The sequence below is a fragment of the Pseudoalteromonas phenolica genome (assembly GCF_005876835.1).
Lineage (GTDB): Bacteria > Pseudomonadota > Gammaproteobacteria > Enterobacterales > Alteromonadaceae > Pseudoalteromonas > Pseudoalteromonas phenolica_B.
In genome coordinates this window covers 145,488-163,065 of sequence record NZ_PPSW01000008.1, presented here as the reverse complement: position 1 = coordinate 163,065, position 17,578 = coordinate 145,488, and the positions used below count along the sequence as shown (strand labels likewise).

15 protein-coding genes, 1 tRNA gene and 1 other RNA gene are annotated in these 17,578 nt (G+C 41.9%); 9 read left to right on the top strand and 8 right to left on the bottom strand.

What is annotated here, in order from left to right; translation table 11 throughout:
• The first annotated feature begins 15 nt into the window (after nucleotides 1-15).
• A non-coding RNA gene (gene ssrS, locus C1E24_RS06590) (6S RNA) lies at nucleotides 16-198 on the top strand.
• A 144-nt stretch (nucleotides 199-342) separates the two neighbouring features.
• Here ssrS and lysS read toward each other — a convergent pair.
• The 5 genes from lysS to xerD form a co-directional block, all read right to left on the bottom strand.
• Nucleotides 343-1,884, bottom strand: coding sequence for a lysine--tRNA ligase (gene lysS / locus C1E24_RS06585; protein WP_138479912.1), 1,542 nt, complete (start codon nucleotides 1,882-1,884; stop codon nucleotides 343-345).
• Nucleotides 1,885-1,911: 27 nt separating this feature from the next.
• Nucleotides 1,912-3,010 (bottom strand): peptide chain release factor 2 gene (prfB, locus tag C1E24_RS06580; protein WP_130256774.1). Its coding sequence is split into 2 segments (ribosomal slippage): nucleotides 1,912-2,934 and nucleotides 2,936-3,010, totalling 1,098 coding nucleotides; the frame shifts between segments, so codons are not numbered across the junction.
• A gap of 132 nt (nucleotides 3,011-3,142) precedes the next feature.
• Nucleotides 3,143-4,873 carry a single-stranded-DNA-specific exonuclease RecJ gene (recJ, locus tag C1E24_RS06575; RefSeq protein WP_138479910.1) on the bottom strand — a complete coding sequence of 577 codons (1,731 nt, stop codon included), beginning with the start codon at nucleotides 4,871-4,873 and terminating at the stop codon, nucleotides 3,143-3,145.
• Nucleotides 4,874-5,017: 144 nt separating this feature from the next.
• Nucleotides 5,018-5,755: a bifunctional protein-disulfide isomerase/oxidoreductase DsbC gene (gene dsbC, locus C1E24_RS06570; protein WP_138479908.1), complete on the bottom strand. Its 738-nt coding sequence runs from the start codon at nucleotides 5,753-5,755 to the stop codon at nucleotides 5,018-5,020.
• A 59-nt stretch (nucleotides 5,756-5,814) separates the two neighbouring features.
• Nucleotides 5,815-6,741 (bottom strand): site-specific tyrosine recombinase XerD, encoded by a 927-nt coding sequence (gene xerD, locus C1E24_RS06565; RefSeq protein ID WP_138479906.1) that lies wholly within the window; start codon nucleotides 6,739-6,741, stop codon nucleotides 5,815-5,817.
• 79 nt (nucleotides 6,742-6,820) lie between these two features.
• Between xerD and fldB the strand changes: the two genes are divergently transcribed.
• The 7 genes from fldB to C1E24_RS06530 all read left to right on the top strand — a co-directional run bounded on the left by fldB (nucleotide 6,821) and on the right by C1E24_RS06530 (nucleotide 13,228).
• On the top strand, nucleotides 6,821-7,342 hold the full coding sequence (gene fldB, locus C1E24_RS06560) for a flavodoxin FldB (RefSeq protein ID WP_138479904.1): 522 nt from the start codon (nucleotides 6,821-6,823) through the stop codon (nucleotides 7,340-7,342).
• Between the two features lie 376 nt (nucleotides 7,343-7,718).
• A complete protein-coding gene (locus C1E24_RS06555; protein WP_171040810.1) occupies nucleotides 7,719-8,870 on the top strand; it encodes an HlyD family secretion protein in 1,152 nt (383 codons plus the stop codon).
• Nucleotides 8,867-9,544, top strand: a complete 678-nt coding sequence (locus tag C1E24_RS06550) for an ABC transporter ATP-binding protein (protein WP_138479900.1) — start codon at nucleotides 8,867-8,869, stop codon at nucleotides 9,542-9,544. The genes C1E24_RS06555 and C1E24_RS06550 overlap by 4 nt, the downstream gene beginning before the upstream one ends.
• Complete coding sequence (locus tag C1E24_RS06545; protein WP_138479898.1) at nucleotides 9,537-11,909, top strand: ABC transporter permease; 2,373 nt, start codon at nucleotides 9,537-9,539, stop codon at nucleotides 11,907-11,909. The genes C1E24_RS06550 and C1E24_RS06545 overlap by 8 nt, the downstream gene beginning before the upstream one ends.
• 9 nt (nucleotides 11,910-11,918) lie before the next feature.
• Complete coding sequence (locus C1E24_RS06540) at nucleotides 11,919-12,407, top strand: TlpA family protein disulfide reductase (protein WP_138479896.1); 489 nt, start codon at nucleotides 11,919-11,921, stop codon at nucleotides 12,405-12,407.
• Complete coding sequence (locus C1E24_RS06535) at nucleotides 12,407-12,841, top strand: hypothetical protein (protein ID WP_138479894.1); 435 nt, start codon at nucleotides 12,407-12,409, stop codon at nucleotides 12,839-12,841. Before C1E24_RS06540 ends, C1E24_RS06535 begins: the two co-directional genes overlap by 1 nt.
• Nucleotides 12,842-12,844: 3 nt before the next feature.
• Nucleotides 12,845-13,228: a glutaredoxin family protein gene (locus C1E24_RS06530; RefSeq protein WP_138479893.1), complete on the top strand. Its 384-nt coding sequence runs from the start codon at nucleotides 12,845-12,847 to the stop codon at nucleotides 13,226-13,228.
• Nucleotides 13,229-13,907: 679 nt separating this feature from the next.
• On the opposite strand, the gene C1E24_RS06525 is transcribed toward C1E24_RS06530, so the two are convergent.
• Nucleotides 13,908-13,992, bottom strand: a tRNA-Leu gene (locus C1E24_RS06525).
• Nucleotides 13,993-14,245: 253 nt separating this feature from the next.
• Between C1E24_RS06525 and C1E24_RS06520 the strand changes: the two genes are divergently transcribed.
• On the top strand, nucleotides 14,246-14,743 hold the full coding sequence (locus C1E24_RS06520) for an RDD family protein (protein ID WP_138479882.1): 498 nt from the start codon (nucleotides 14,246-14,248) through the stop codon (nucleotides 14,741-14,743).
• Nucleotides 14,744-15,084: 341 nt separating this feature from the next.
• Here the strand turns inward: C1E24_RS06520 and C1E24_RS06510 are convergent, their stop codons facing one another.
• Nucleotides 15,085-16,008, bottom strand: a complete 924-nt coding sequence (locus C1E24_RS06510) for a hypothetical protein (protein WP_138479879.1) — start codon at nucleotides 16,006-16,008, stop codon at nucleotides 15,085-15,087.
• Between the two features lie 15 nt (nucleotides 16,009-16,023).
• Complete coding sequence (gene radA / locus C1E24_RS06505) at nucleotides 16,024-17,394, bottom strand: DNA repair protein RadA (protein WP_138479877.1); 1,371 nt, start codon at nucleotides 17,392-17,394, stop codon at nucleotides 16,024-16,026.
• Between the last annotated feature and the right edge of the window lie 184 nt (nucleotides 17,395-17,578).

The window sequence follows — 17,578 nt, the reverse complement described above, 5'->3', positions numbered from 1 at the left end:
TTATATACTGAACTTAATTCCCTAGCTCGTAGGACAGCAGATTAAGTCCCTGAGCCGATAAACTTTATCTAGGGGTGTAGTTTGCTTACTATTGCGCAAGCTTGGCATGTACCGAGAAGCCTACGGTGAGCTGTTACACTCCGCCTTGAACCTTAGGGTTCAAGGGCTGACATCAGCATCCGCGAAGCCGGGGAAGTCTTACCTTTATTTCTGAATCTCTTTTCTTTATCCATCTAAATTTCTTACCCCTATTTTTAAATATCGAATTGTTAAATATAGCTTTTTTAGGCAAAAAAAAGCCCCGGCATTTGCCAAGGCTCTTATCTATTAACTCAATCGAGATTAGTCAGCTTGTGGACGCATATGCGGGAACAAGATAACGTCTTTGATTGTTGGTGAGTCAGTGAAAAGCATCACTAGACGGTCAATACCAATACCCTCACCCGCTGTTGGTGGTAAACCATACTCAAGCGCTTGAATGTAGTCAGCATCGAAGTGCATTGCTTCGTCATCACCGGCATCTTTTTCTTCAACCTGACGCGCAAAACGCTCAGCTTGGTCTTGCGCATCGTTAAGCTCAGAGAAACCATTAGCAAGTTCACGACCACCAACGAAGAATTCGAAACGGTCAGTGATGAATGGATTTTCATCGTTACGACGTGCAAGTGGAGATACTTCCCACGGGTACTCAGTGATGAAAGTCGGTTGAATTAGCTTATGCTCAGCAGTTTCTTCGAAGATCTCACATAAGAACTTACCTGCACCCCATACACATTTCTCTGGGATCTTAACGTGTACTTTCTTCGCGTAAGCAACTAGCTCATCGAAGTGGTTTTCAGGATCTTTGAAGATATGCGCGATTTCTTCAGCATCAGGACCATGCTTGATGATGGCATCAGCCATAGATAGACGCTCGAACTGCTTACCGAAGTCATATTCAATCGTCTCAACCACTTCGCCTTCAGCGTTTTTAACTGTATTAATCACTGTTGTTGTACCAAGAACGTCTTGTGCAACAGTACGTAACATGTCTTCAGTTAAGTTCATTAGGTCGTTGTAGTCAGCATACGCTTGGTAGAATTCGATCATCGTGAATTCTGGGTTATGACGCGTTGAAAGACCTTCGTTACGGAAGTTACGGTTGATCTCGAATACACGGTCAAAACCACCTACTACTAGACGCTTAAGGTAAAGCTCAGGCGCGATACGTAGGTACATGTCGATATCTAGTGCATTGTGGTGAGTCACGAATGGACGCGCCGTTGCACCACCTGGAATAACCTGAAGCATTGGCGTTTCAACTTCCATGAAGTCACGCTCAGCTAAGAAACGACGAATACCTTCAATCACTTTTGAACGGATACGGAATGTTTCACGCGTGTCCATGTTGGTGATCAGGTCAACATAACGCTGACGGTACTTAGCTTCTTGATCTGTTAGGCCGTGGAACTTCTCTGGTAACGGACGAAGTGACTTAGTCAGTAACTCGTACTGAACCATGTCTACGTAAAGGTCGCCTTTACCTGACTTATGAAGTGGACCAGACACACCGATGATGTCACCGATATCTAGTTGACCATATTTTTCTTTAAGCGTTTTTTGCACGTCTTTTGATGCATATGCTTGAATACGGCCTTTCATGTCTTGTAACACAAGGAAAGGACCGCGTTTAGCAAGGATACGACCTGCAACCGATACCTGATGGTCTAACTCAACAAGCTCTTCCTTCGATTTATCACCAAACTTAGCCTGTAGATCAGCCGTATAGTCTTCACGGCGGAAGGTGTTCGGGTGGCCATTGGCATCACAATTCTCACGAATTGTATCCAATTTAGCACGACGCTCAGCAATGAGTTTATTTTCGTCTTGGATTTGATCTGTCATTTTTTAGCTCTTAGTTTAGCTTGTTGATTAAAGGCCTGATTTCAGGCTGGCTTCGATAAATTTGTCTAAATCACCGTCTAGTACCGCTTGGGTATTACGGTTTTCAACGCCAGTACGTAAATCTTTGATACGTGAGTCATCTAATACGTATGAACGGATTTGACTGCCCCAACCGATATCTGATTTAGCATCTTCTTGAGACTGCTTTTCGGCGTTTTGCTTTTTCATTTCAAGTTCAAACAATTTTGCTTTTAGCTGCTTCATTGCTTGCGCTTTGTTTTTATGTTGTGAGCGGTCATTCTGACACTGCACAACGGTATTCGTTGGTAAGTGGGTAATACGTACCGCAGATTCTGTACGGTTAACGTGCTGACCACCGGCACCCGATGCACGATATACGTCGATACGTAAATCAGCTGGGTTAATATCAATTTCAATGTTGTCGTCAATTTCTGGGTAAATAAACGCAGACGCAAATGAAGTATGACGACGACCTGTTGAATCGAATGGGCTCTTACGCACTAAACGGTGTACGCCCGTTTCTGTACGTAACCAGCCGTAAGCATATTCACCAGATACACGCACGGTTGCGCCTTTAATACCGGCAACATCACCGTCGGTCGCTTCAACGATTTCAACTTTAAAGCCTTTTGCTTCAGCCCAGCGTAAGTACATACGCAATAGCATGTTACACCAGTCTTGTGCTTCAGTACCGCCCGAACCTGACTGTAAGTCAATGTAAGCATCGTTAGCATCTTGTTCACCAGAGAACATACGACGAAACTCTAGTTTTTCTAATTGACCAACGAGGCCTTCTACTTCAGCTTGTGCTTCTTCAAAGGTTTCTTCGTCTTCGGCTTCAACGGCTAGTTCTACTAGGCCTTCTGCATCGTCTGCACCACCAACAAGGTTATCAATGGTTTCAACAATCGCTTCAAGATTCGATTTTTCACGGCCCAATGCTTGTGCTTTTTCAGGCTCGTTCCATACTGCTGGGTCTTCTAACTCTGCGTTTACTTCTTCTAAGCGCTCTTGTTTTAGAGCGTAGTCAAAGATACCCCCTAAGCAGCTCAGTGCGTTCGCGAATTTCCTTGATTTGGTTAATCACAGGATTCACTTCAAACATGCTCACTACTCCAAAAAAATTAACGTGTCACGCGGCTAAGAACAACGACGTATCGCTTTTTCTGCCCATAAAAAAGGCGCGTGATTTTTAAACGCGCCATGATAACAGACAATCTGTGCCCTATAAATGGATTTATGCGGGTTGTGCTTGAATTTCTCGCACCAATAATTGCAGTGAGAACTTGCCTCTAAATTCATTTATATCGAGCTGATACGCCAATTTGGCGTATTGTGCAGCTGTATTTGGCCAAGCTTTTACATCAATGTTGAAAGCGATGGCATCAACTAACTGACCAGAGCTGTGTTTTAGCACCAATTTTAGGTGTTTTTCACCGACAATACGCTGCTGAATGAGTTCAAATACGCCTTCAAATACAGGTTCAGGGAATTGCTGACCCCAAGGCCCTGCTTGCTGAAGCAGCTGCGCAAAGTCTAAGTTGAAACAGGTCGCAGGTAATTCGCCGTCGGTCAATAGCACACTCTGTTTATGCTCTTCGGTCAAAATCGCACTAGCAGCATCAGTAAACGCCGTTTTAAAACGTTCAAAGTCACGCTCTAAAATGGTTAAACCTGCAGCCATGGCGTGGCCACCAAACTTCGCGATTAAGTCTGGGTGCTGAGTATTAATTTGCTCAAGTAGGTCGCGCATATGCAAGCCTTCGATAGAGCGACATGAGCCTTTTATTTCACCCTCGTCACCTTGTGCAAAAATAATTGCCGGACGGTGATAACGCTCTTTCAAGCGCCCGGCTAAAATACCAATCACCCCTTGGTGCCAATCGTCTTGATATAAACAGACAACATCAGGCACGCTTTGTTGTGCCGATACCAAGCGCTCAAGTACAGCTTGCGCTTCTTGCTGCATGCCCGCTTCAATTTCACGGCGTTCATGGTTAAGTGCGTCAAGCTCGCCCGCTATGCGTCTTGCTTGATTGATGTCTTTCGATAACAAACAGGCGATACCTAAACTCATATCATCCAGTCGGCCCGCAGCATTTAGACGCGGCGCCAGTGCAAAACCAAAGTCACTGGCAGATAAACGCGCTGCGTTGCGCTTTGCCACTTCAATCAGTGCGGTGATCCCCGGTCGTGTTTTACCACTACGAATACGTGCTAGACCCTGATAAACCAATGTGCGGTTATTAGCATCGAGTGCCACAACGTCAGCAACCGTGCCTAGTGCAACAATATCGAGTAACTCTGCTAAATTTGGTTCAGGTTGTTGTTGAGTCACAAAATATTGCAGCTCGCGAAGACTATGACGCAGCGCCACCAGCAAGTAAAACGCTACACCCACACCCGCAATGCTTTTTGAAGGGAAGTTACAACTATGCTGATTTGGATTAACGATGGCATCGGCATTAGGCAGTTGCTCACCTTGCAAGTGGTGGTCTGTGATAAGCACTTTAATACCGGCATTTTTAACAATCTCAACGCCACTGATACAAGAAATACCATTATCTACAGTGATCACGAGATCTGGCGCGATGGTAACAATTTGCTCTGCCAGCGCAGGGCTTAAGCCATAACCCAAACTAAAGCGGTCTGGCACAAGATAATCGACATGCTGGAAACCGAATAACGCTAACCCTTCCATCAGTACTGAGGTACTGGTTGCGCCATCAGCATCAAAATCACCAACGATTAAAACTTTACTTTGCTGTTGCAATGCTTCGACTAACAAAGCACAGGCCTTATCCATATCTTTGAATAAGTTGAAATTTAATAGGGTGCTAGCACGATTATCTAGCTCAACAGGGTCGCTTACACCGCGAGCGGCATAGATTTGTTTAATTACAGGATGAAGATGCGCAGGAAGATGACTGTCATCCACGCGCTCACGTGTTGCTATCACGGTTTGCATTTATTCTTTTACCCTTATACCTGCTCTCAATAATACTGAATTAAGAGGATAAGCATTACAACGTTAAAACAGAGGTTTAACAGACAACAAAAAAAGGCCCTTAGGCCTTTTTAAGAATACGGTGATTATAGCGAATTTTATCGCTTATGACTTCTTACCGTCTAGCGCTTGTGCCAGTGCTGCTGCAGGTTGGTAGCCAGGAATAATCGAACCATCTTCTAGAATGATTGCTGGCGTACCAGAAATGCCAAAGCTCTGACCTAACTGGTAGTGCTCAGCCACAGGTGCAGAACAATTTTTAACTTCTGCCACTTCTTCACCCGCTTTTGCCTCTGTTAATGCTTTGGCTGCATCTTCAGCACACCACACATTCATTAAGTCTTTGTAACCTTTACCGCGTAAGCCACCACGAGGGAATGCAAGGTACTTAACTGTGATACCCGCATTTAGATAATCATCTAATTCACGGTGTAATTTACGGCAGTAACCACACGTGATATCTGTAAATACTGTAATTTGATGCTTTTCGTTTTCAGCTTTATAAACGATCATTGAGTCTTCGTACTCAGTTACGCCGTCTTTACGAACACCACTTAGAGCTGATTCAGTTAAGTTTTCACGATTCTCAACATCGATCATCGTACCTTGAACCAGGTAACGACCATCTGGGCTTACGTAAAATACGCCTTTGTCTGTTAAAACCGTATTTAAGCCAGCGACTGGGCTATCTTGAATTGCTTTAACTGTTAAGCCTAAGTTATTTAACTGAGTTTCGATTGGGCTTACTGTTGTTTCTACTGCGTCAGCTAAAGGAGCAGTCACTTGCTCAGCCATTGCGCCTGTAGATAACGCCATTGCTGCAGCTAAAATTAACTTTTTCATTCTGTTCTCATAAATTTCGTTGCTACCCAGTATGACCGGATAAATTCAAAAAAATTCCATCACGCACGAGGATGATGTTCTTGATGCAGCGATTTCAATCTTTCACTCGCTACATGAGTATAAATTTGTGTCGTCGATAAGTCGCTGTGGCCTAACATCATTTGCACGACTCGTAAGTCAGCACCATGATTCAACAAATGTGTTGCAAAGGCATGACGTAACGTATGTGGCGATAATGGCGACGTTATGTTTGCCAAAATAGCATAGTGTTTGATTCTATGCCAAAAAGTTTGACGAGTCATACCTATGCCACGTTTTGATGGGAAAACAAAGTCAGTGGCATGCTTAATCATTAAAGCACGACCTTGCTGTATAAATAGCTCTATCCAGTGCTGCGCTTCTTCTCCCATCGGCACCATGCGCTCTTTACCACCTTTACCACGCACTAACACCACAGCTTGGCGCAAATTAATTTGTTCCATACGTAAGCCCACCAGCTCAGTGACACGTAAACCTGTTGCATATAAAAGCTCTAACATGGCTTTGTCTCTAAGCCCCATTGGGTCTTCAACATTAGGCGCATCAAGTAAGGCTTCAACTTCGTTTTCGGTGAGTGTTTTCGGAATTGCCTGACCAGTCTTTGGCAGAGCAATATTGACCATAGGTGACGCTGAAATTTTTTGCGCTTTCACCCAGTGCAAATAAAAACGCTTTAACGCACTGATTGCTCTGGCGGTGCTACGAGGCTTTAAACCCAAATCGACTCGGTGCGCCAAGTATTGCTCAATATCTTGTTGCGTTACTTCAAGTAGATTCTCTCTGCCTTGTTCTGCTTTCATAAAAGCATCGCACTTTTCTAAATCGGTGCGATAAGCAGCTAAGGTATTTTCACTCAAGCCATGCTCAAGAAAAAGCACATCGATAAATGCTTCTATCACATCTTCTTGCTCGGTTATGTCATTTTCAAAATCTGCTAAATCGCTCACTGGTCGCCTGTATCAATTTAAAGTGTCATCAGGTAAAATTTGTCCCATCATATCAGCCTTATAAGAAGTGATAAACCGCATGCAAATTGGCTTATTCTATGGTTCAACCACCTGTTACACCGAAATGGCCGCTGAAAAAATTCAAGACATCATCGGCAAAGACACCCTGTCTATGTTCAACATTAGAGATGTGAACTTAAAAGACGCTGAAAATTTCGATTTTTTAATCTTCGGCATTTCGACATGGGACTTTGGTGAACTACAAGAAGATTGGGAATCAATCTGGGACGACATCGAAAACGTCAACCTAGCAGGTAAAACCATCGCGCTATTCGGTATGGGCGATCAGCAGGGTTATGGCCAGTGGTTCCAAGACGCCCTAGGCATGCTACACGATAAAATCGCACCACAGGGTGTGACCTTTTTAGGCTATTGGCCAAATAACGATGAATATGAGTTTGAAGCCTCAAAAGCACTCACCGAAGATAAGTCGCACTTTGTTGGCTTGGCTTTAGATGAAGACAGCCAGTACGAAAAAAGTGAAGAACGCATTGCTACTTGGGTTGAGCAAGTACTTACTGAGTATAGTGAGACTTTGTAACTTTCTTTTTAAAGAGCTTGAATAACATCAAGCTCTAAACCTCATATCAACAGAATATTTCATATTCATTTCAAAAAAAGTTGAAAAAACATACGATTGCTTCAGAATACTTTCGAACCTTAATTAGGGTCAAGGAAGGAAAATAATGCAATTACACTTTTTCAAAACAAAAAATACGCTCGTTCGTTTTAGCTACTTAAGAAACAGATAGTCACTGACGCCATTTAGCCAGGTTTAACTTGCTTAAACCTATGTCGTTCCATTATCTCACTCTTAATAAGCAAACTATGCAAAAACATATTCAAACAAAAAAAATCAGTTTACTTTTAATCGAAATAAAGTGCTTCTCTTAGTAGTAATCATTTTTACGATAATAGTGACTTTCCTATTTAATACTCAAAATTATGAAGCGCACTTAACACCTATTGAAGTAAGAACCGACTCTAAAAGCTCAGTAATAAAAGGCTTAGGTACCATTAAACCGCTCAGTCTGAAACTTATATCCAGCCCTGTCGATGCCACCATCAGTGAGCTGCATATTCGCGAAGGGCAAGGGGTAAAAACCGGCGAAGTGCTAGCCAAGCTCGAAAACTTTGAGCTTGAAGAGCAATTACAAAATGCTGAGTATCAAATCTCGGTATTAGATTCGAAGTTAAACATAGAAAAAAGTGACCTTGAAATATCGCGCTCTAAATTGCACACTGAGCTCCTTAGGGCCAAAACCGCCTTTGCACAGCTCAAACTAGAACTCGATGCCAACAAAAAACTTCAAGAACAAGGCATTGTGTCGCTGATTAATTATCAAAAAGCTGAACTGTCTTATCAGCAAGCAAAATTAGACATTACTGCACGAGAGCAAGAACTGACTTTATTTGATAAAAGCTATCAACACCGCCTCGCAGCCCTAGAAGTCGACCGCTCAATCGCCGCTAAAAAACTCAGTTTTTTACGCGCCCAAAAACAAAGGCTCACAATAACCGCCACACAAGATACCACGGTAGCCAAAGTCTATGGTCACCTGGGTAATAACTTTAGGCAAGGTGCGCCCTTGTTCGAAATCATAGAGGGCAGAGAGTTTTTGGCTGAGGTGCAAGTGCCTCAATATAGCGCCAATAAAATTTCGACCGATTTTACTGCAACCATACATACCCCCAACGGGCAATTAGCGGCAAAAGTTGATTATGTCGACACAGTAGTTAGAAATGGCGCTTCTACGGTGATTTTAAACCTAGTAGACGCAGCCCCCTCTTGGCTAAAACCAGAACAATCTATTGAAGCTGAGATCCAGCTTGAGCGCTCAGCACAACAAAATCAACTTAAGTATTTAGAGACACCGGCACAGTTTAACCCGCAACATGAATGGGTTGTCTACGAAATCCGCCCCAATGGTGATGCACACCGCGTAAGTAAAGTCACAGTTGATAGCAACAGCCCAACAAGAGTCTCACTGCCCAATTCGTTTAGTGGTAATTACGCATTACTGATACCCGCTGACTTTAACCAACCAATAATAAAAAATGTTTTATGAGTGATACACACCTATTAGCGCTAGATCAGGTTTCGTTTAGCTATAACGCCCAAGAAACCATTTTAAAGCAGATTAACTTTACTTTAGATAAAGGCGACTATACTGCTGTTGTGGGTACTTCAGGCAGCGGCAAAAGTACTCTGTTGTCAATTTTAGGGCTGCTTAATCAACCCACCCAAGGGCGTTACTTAGTAATGGGTCATGACAGTGCCCAATTGACTAACGACTCTATTGCACAACTCAAAACCTATGAAATTGGCTTTATTTATCAAAACTTCAATTTACTCAACCACATGAAAGTGATGGATAATGTTGCCCTGCCACTGACCTATAACAAACACGTTAACCGCAAACAGTATCAAGAAAAGGTCCTCGACGCGCTCAGTATAGTGGGCATGGAAAGCTTTTTACATCGATACCCCAATGAGCTATCTGGTGGTCAGCAGCAACGTATAGCTATAGCCAGAGCCTTGGTAAATAACCCGTCGGTATTACTCGCCGACGAACCAACTGGGAATCTAGATTCTAAAAATAGTGAGATCATTTATGACCTCTTCGCACGCTTGAATCAAGCTGGTAAAACCATTTGTTTGATCACCCACGACCAAGCTCACGCACAGTTGGCAAATACACTATGGCATATAAATGATGGGGTGATTGCACAACATGCATAATCAGCAAGCCATTGATTACGCCATAAATTGGCTCAAGTATTTAAAAAACCAACCAAAACTTTGGTTAGTTAGTCTACTTGTTGCAATACCCCTATCATCAATTATGGCTTTATATAGCTATAAGCAAGCCTATGTATCACCAAGCTTTGCTGGTATCAGTGCCACCAATGGCATTGCGCAGGTTTATATTACCGGTGAAGGTACACACTCACCGTTAGACACCAGCATACTTGAAGAGTTGAAGCGATCCGCCCCGAATATTTACCCCGGTGCCGAAAAACAATTACCTTTAAAAGCCATGCTCAGTGTTGGGCAACCTCAGCCTATAGACATGAATGTGAGCTTTTTTAGCGGGGGTTTTCAACAATTAGGCTTATCCGCTTTTCAAGGCAGTTTTGAGCAAATGGAGTTTCCAAGTGCCGGCAGTGAAGTCGTCGGTGCTATCAGTTATCAATTTTGGCTGACCCATTTCAAAAAACAAAACCCACTCAACCAAGCTATTTCGATCAATGGGGTGATGATTAAAATCGTCGCGGTTTTACCTCCTGAATTCCGCTCTTTGAGAAAAAACACGCAAACAGACATTGTTATTCCTTATGCTTTTAAGCAAAACATCACTGGCAGCAGCTCCTTTACCCCCGACACGTTAACCTACTTAATGGGCGTAGACACGACGCGTGCGCAACAGCTACTCGATAATGCAAAACCGAGTTTAATTGAAAACTTTTTTATTTTTGACGATAACAATCTGGAGGCTATTTCAGCGTTTGGGTTAACTCCGAGTGACTACCTAATAACCACACAGCGAGTGTTAATGCTGACCTTAGTGTTTGTGACATTGTTATTATTTTGCATTATCGCATTTTGTGGTTACGTGATTGGTGAGCTTTATAAAAAACAAAAAGAGTATCTTGTTAGAACCATGAGCGGTGCCAATAAACGAGATATACGCGTACAAAAGCTCATCGAAGAAAGTTTATTGGCGCTGTTTGTCACCTCGCTTGTTATGGTGTTACAGCCTGTAGCGCATTTTATGATTTTTGATTTTTTTAATGCCAAGCAAGGCCATTTACCAATTTCACAACTTATTTTATTTTACGCGCTGTTGGCCAGTTGTCACTTTGCACTGTTAAGAGCCCTGACACTCACCCAAGAAAACACAGTGAAAACTTCATTAGGTAGAAGCAGTTCACTGACTTTGAGTGAAAGAATACAAGCCTATGGGTTACTTAGCTTTTTAATGTGTACAACTTTAGCCGCACTAGTCATTGCCAGCTCGGCGCTCAACCGGCAAGTTGCTTTAAGCAAGGTCAGTTATGGCTTTAAACCAGAAAACATTCAATATTTTGAACTTAAAATTGATAACAACAACCAAAACACTTTTTATGCGAACGATCAACACCGTCAATTGCTCTTTGAGTTGAAAAAAATTCCAAATCTAAATCATGTTGCACTGTCTTTCACTATTCCCCTACTTGATAGGAGCACTTTTTCGCAGTGGTATACCAGCTCAAGCAAGGCCATTGGCGACACACAGCAAACTGAAACCGCCTCTATAGCCGTTACACCCGATTATTTTGTTGTGCTGGGCACAAAACTCATTATTGGCAACACTTTCACAGAAACCGACTATACAAAAGTCATTGTAAATCAGACCCTTTGGAAAAAGTACTTTAAAGACCAATCGCTTAGTAACGCCCACTTAGTTAGAGTTGATACAAGTGGTCATTCTAGAAAGTATCAAGTCATCGGGGTGGTTGAAGACATCAAATACCAAGGCCCTGATAACACACCAACGCCTGTTGTCTACGAGCCTAAAGTCGCCTTAGCGGGTAGCGCAATCATCATAGTTAAAAACGAAACAGGTTTATTTGATAAGTCAATCATACAGCAGAGTGTCAAAAGCATTAGCCAAAAATATGATATTGGCTCAACGTGGCAGTTAGAAAACTTGGTAAATGAAGAGCAAAAACCACGCTGGACCATCACAGTGCTTACCCTGATTGTCGCCATCACGCTGTTACTCGCTTCAGTCTTATTCAGTGCGTCTTTGGTGTCGCAATTAATACAAAAGCTGGCATTAGAATTAAGCCTTAGACACAGTATGGGCGCCCGCTTTATATCGCTTTTCATGCAACTGTACTTACCCTTTTTTATCCCTTTCTTCATATTTAGTGCTGTGATTTTTATCTCACTTCCCTATTTGTCTAAATTTGCTGCTTTTGAGCATTTAACGCATGTGACAACAGGCCAACAAAACACCTTGTTTATCACCTGTTGCTTTAGCCTTATTGCGATAACAAGCGCCATTTTTATGATTAACCTAAAGAAAAACTCAAACAACACATGGCATACGCTTAGTTAAGGAAAAACAATGAAATATTTTACGCTACTGATTTTACTGTTCGCAAATACCGCTTTGGCCAAAAATTACGACATAACATTTCCTGATAAAGTCAAAACAAGCTTAGGCCGAGGTGCTCCTCAAGTTTATATTTTCGACAAAAACCAAACGCTTATTTACAAAGTAAAAAGACAAGACGACAACTTATTAAGTAAATTTAAACTGAAAACACCTTTGGCAGATTCAGACACACTTAAACAAGAATTAGAGTTTTTGATGAAAGAGCCACTGATATTTAATGGTGATGGCTTTACCCTAATTGCAGTTTTACTTGATATTGGTGGTAAATGTCCACCTTGCAAAGCACAAATGGATGTTATTAATAAAATTCAACGCAAATTTAAAGACAGACTGACCGTACATACTTTAACTGTTATACAGAGCAATTTTGCACCTGAGGACTTACCAGAGCGCTATCGTCCAAAGTTAATTGGAAAGCAGAAAACAAAGGAAAAATAATGAAATATCTAGTATTAATCGCTTTACTGAGCATAAATATTGCCGCAGCAAAAGAGTACCAATTCACTCATGAACAAATTGTTGCTAGCCCTATTAATAATTCTGGGCCACAGATTTTCTTATTTGACCAAAGCCAAAAGTTAACTTTTAAGAGTGAACGTTTTAACAGTGCCTTATTAAGTAAGTTTAAACTGAAAGTCGCCTTACCTGATTCAGACACAGTGAAAGAGAACCTACAGGAGTTATTAAATGAGCCGCTCACCTTTAACTCGACAGGCTTTACATTATTCTATGTGACGATTTCACCTGATGTCGGGCCTTGTAAACCTTGCCGCGACCAAGAAGCTTTAATCAAAAAAATAAAAAGTCGCTTTAAAGATAAACTCGAAATACACACTATCACAATTATTCAAAGTGATACCTACAAGGATTAAGTTATGACCTTCATTAAAAAGCTTGGCATGTACCTAGCCATTGCATTAGGCAGTTATTTGATTACTTACACTGCAATGCATTATTTAAAAGCACAGCCAGAGATACAAACGTCAGAAAGGCAGATAACCGATAAGACTTACTGGCAAGTTGAAAACGGCAAAGTGACCGTGTATACCGCAAAGTGGTGTAGCGCTTGTAATGCGTTAAAAGCGTATTTAAAGGCCAATAATATTGCCTACACAAACTTTGATATTGAAGACTCTGAGTTTGCTAACAACAAATTAAAAGAGCACGATATCAGGCAGATCCCTGTTATTTTAATCAACGACAAAATGCTTTTAGGTTTTAATCAGTTGAAACTAGAGGCTGAGTTAAAAAACCTATAACTGTTTTTAGAAATAGTGAAGGTTATCAATCACGGAAAAAACATAAAATATTATACCCACCTTTAAAGATTGCATCGGTAGCAGCGACTTCATATCGCGTTTAGGCAGCATATCAATGACCCGACGTAAAGTCGGTTCTACCGAGTTTAGCCTAATGTAAAGAATTAAAAATTTAGAGCTTAAGATCTATTCCGGTTGCAGCGATTTCATATCGCGTTTGGTCATATATCAATGACCCGACGTGAAGTCGGTGCTACCGAGTTTTCGTCTAATGCAATGCATTGAAATCAGGAGCTTTATCGGCTGCTTCGGTAGCAGCGATTTCATATCGCGTTTAGGCTGCGTATCAATGACCCGACGTAAAGTCGGTGCTACCGAGTTTCATCTTATTCAAAACATCAAAAACCAGAGCTTCATTGTTTGAACCGGTAGCAGCGATTTCATATCGCGTTTGAGCTGCATATAAATGACCCGACGTAATGTCGGTGCTACCGAGTTTAGCCTAATGTAAAGAATTAAAAATTTAGAGCTTAAGATCTATTCCGGTTGCAGCGATTTCATATCGCGTTTAGGCAACATACCAATGACCCGACTTAAAGTCGGTGCTACCGAAAAAGACTTAACACCAAATTTCAGGCATAAAAAAACCCTAACCAAACGGTTAGGGTTATATAAAAAGTGGTACCAGTGGGCGGACTTGAACCGCCACGCCCGAAGGCAACGGATTTTGAATCCGTCATGTCTACCAATTCCATCACACTGGCATAATTTTTCTTTGATCTTCTAACTAAGAGAAAATAAAGAAAAACCACTTTGAGCTCAGGCTTTTTTTCTATGCCCTCATCTCTGTGCAAAACACTATACAAACATCCCCTAGTGGGAGCAAGCAATTTTTTTATTGCTTCATTTAACTGCTGATATTTTAATCGCTTAACTTTTATAAACAGCAGTTTCGCCATTTTCATTGGCTTTGTGTAAAATAGCTGCATTATTTTCTTATTTTAAGTGTTGGCTAAGATGTCTGAATTTCCTCGCGCTGGATTAATGCGCCGACTTGCTTCTTTGATGTATGACGGTTTAGTCGTGATCGCGTTTGCTATGCTAACTACCGTGGCTTATCTGCTCATTATTCAGGGCTTCATTTCACTAGGTATGATTTCATTAGGCGATCATGAAGATGTGTCTGCACTGATTCAATCCACTCCTCTGCTATACGGTCTTCGTAGTGTATTGTTAGTTTTAGTTAGTATGATTTTTTTCAGCTACTTCTGGACTAAAAGCGGTCAAACCATTGGTATGCGAGCATGGCGTTTAAAAGTTCAAACCCCTGATGGTCAACTGCTATCTTGGCCGAAAGCCATGGCGCGTAGTTTATTCGCATTATTAGGCTTAGGTAATTTACTGGTACTCGTCGACTTTAAACAAAAGCGTGCGCTACAAGATATGATCTGTGGCACAGAAGTATTATTACTGAGCAAAGAAGAAAACAAGCGTGTCTATAACAGCTTAGATTAGAACTATACCCAAACTTCCTCAAGATGCATGATTCAGAGCGCTGCCTTCTGTTCTAGTTCAAGGAAAAGAACGCAGCGTAATGACGAGTCCTTTCCAAGTTCTTTGACGATGAAATAGGACTGAAAGCACGCTCCCTTGGGCGAGTTTGATTGGCTTCCATACTGCGCTATCAATTTTCGATTTAGAACCACTAGACCTTCAAATCGATGCCTTGTCTGACAGCCAATCAATTCTCGCTGAACCTCGTATCTTGAGGTGGTTTGGGTATAAAAATAACAGCAACAAAAAAGGCTTCAAATCTGAAGCCTTTTTTGATGTTAAGCCAAATATAATACAGTTGCTTAACTGCCTTTAACTTGTAAGTTAAGAAACTCTGCTAACTTTTCAGGCTGCTGAGCCAGGCCAGCCAATTCCATTGCAAGTTGCGATACCGCTTTGTTTTCGTTTAGTTGCATTGAAATATTTAAGCTATTTAAGCCATTTACAAAGTTCATTAATTCAGACTTTGAATCTTCAGCAAGCGGCAGCATATCTACTTGCATCTGTGCTTGTTGCACAAACGTCAGTTTATCTAATTGAACCGCAGACAGTTGCTTCTCAACAACAGTATCGAACTGACCTTTGTTATTAAACGTAAAGTTGAATGATTGCGGTTGCAGCTCTTGCATTGCCATCATCATTTTACTTTGAAGTTGCAGCTCTTGCTCCATAGTCAGTGGACTTTGAGATTGCAGCTTTTGCGACTCTAGAGACACTTCCATAAATGACTTAGAGTTACCTAATGAGAAGGCCATATCCATAGAGGCAACTTCACCAGCAACAAAGCCAATGTCGAAGTCGCTTTTACCGCTGGCTTCGTCATACTTTAAGCTTGAAGTAATGTCATAACTTGCATTTAATAACTCTGACGGTGCCGTTTGCTGTGCTTGCTCAATGAGTGGCTGCGCAAAACGTAAACCTTGTAAGTCCATTGATGTGTATGGACTAATCTTGTCAGTTTCATAACCTTCAATGATGATTTGGTTAATCACAGCAAGGTCTTCACCTTCTGGGCCTTTAAACTGAATGTCTTTGAGACTGACTTCTTGGCTAAGCAATGAGTAATTTGCTTCTTTGTAATCAACAGAAAAGCCAGATGTTTCTTCAAAAACAGAGATCTGCTTAGCAATCTCGTTATTTAGTTTTTCATTGGCTTTGTATTGAGTTACACCGTAACCCGCTGCTATTGTGCCAATAACAGCAATCGCGATAAGCGGTTTTTTCATGTTTTAACTTCCTGATTAAAATAACGCGTCCAGGGCTTCGCTTAGACTGTTCACGCCTATAACTTCCATCCCTTCAATAAGCTCCTTCGGCTTATTGGCGTTTGGTACAATAGCACGTTTAAAACCATGTTTCGCGGCCTCTCTTAATCTTTCTTGACCACTTGGCACAGGACGAATCTCGCCACCTAGTCCAACTTCGCCAAAAACCACCAGTTGTCTATCGAGTGAGAAGTTCTTAAAACTCGATACCAGCGCGGTGATCAAAGCCAAGTCAGCACTGGTTTCAGACACTTTAACGCCACCGACCACATTAACAAACACATCCTGATCAGAAACTTGCAAACCGCCATGACGGTGCAATACAGCTAATAACATCGCTAAACGGTTTTGCTCTAAACCAACGGTAACACGGCGCGGGTTGGCTAGCTGGGAATAATCAACCAAGGCTTGTACTTCAACAAGTAGCGGGCGTGTGCCCTCCCAAATAACCATAACCAAAGAACCCGGTGTTTGCTCTTCACCCCGGTTCAAGAAAATAGCCGATGGGTTAGATACTTCTTTTAGACCTTGCCCTGTCATAGCAAACACGCCTAATTCATTCACTGCACCAAACCGGTTTTTATTACCGCGTAATGTTCTAAAACGGCTGTCACTACTGCCTTCTAATAAAATAGAACAATCAATACAGTGCTCTAATACTTTAGGGCCCGCCAAAGTGCCGTCTTTGGTTACATGACCTACCATAATAATGGCGACTTGATTCTGTTTCGCAAAACGCGTCAAGTAGGCGGCACTTTCACGAACTTGAGAGACACTGCCCGGTGCCGATTGCACATCGCTCATATGCATCACCTGAATTGAGTCAATCACCATGATGCTCGGCTTTTCTTGTAAAGCCAGTTGGCAAATTGTCTCAACATTGGTTTCTGCAAGGGTTTTCAATTTGTTAGTTGGTAGCCCTAAGCGGTGGGCACGCATGGCAACTTGTTGCAGTGACTCTTCACCAGTGACGTACAAAGTATTCATCGACTCGGCAAGTAAACACATGGTTTGCAGTAAAACGGTACTTTTACCTGCACCCGGTGAACCACCGATCAAAATTGCACTGCCGGGAACAACGCCACCGCCAAGCACACGATCAAACTCTTTAAAGCCAGTCGAAAAACGCGGTAAGCTCTCAAGGTTTACTTCATCAAGGGTCTGCACCTTAGCATCAACCATGCCCGCATAGCCTGCCATCGCTGAGCTGCGAGGTGCTGACTTAACACTGGGCACCCTAAATTCAGTGACGGTATTCCAAGCTTTACATTCTGAGCATTGACCCTGCCATCTGGCAAATTCGGCACCACACTCACTACATACAAATGCTGTTTTTTTCTTTCCCATACTAAGGCACACTTTTTGCTTTAAAATTCACTGAGTAAAATTATATTCAGTTTTGTCATATAAATCTGGCACTTTACTCATTTATTGCTCAAGAATAAGTTAACTATGTCTAATTATTGTCATAGTATTAACTAAGAAATCTAAAAGAAAAATTAATGCCGGTATTTGTACGATTACAAAACAC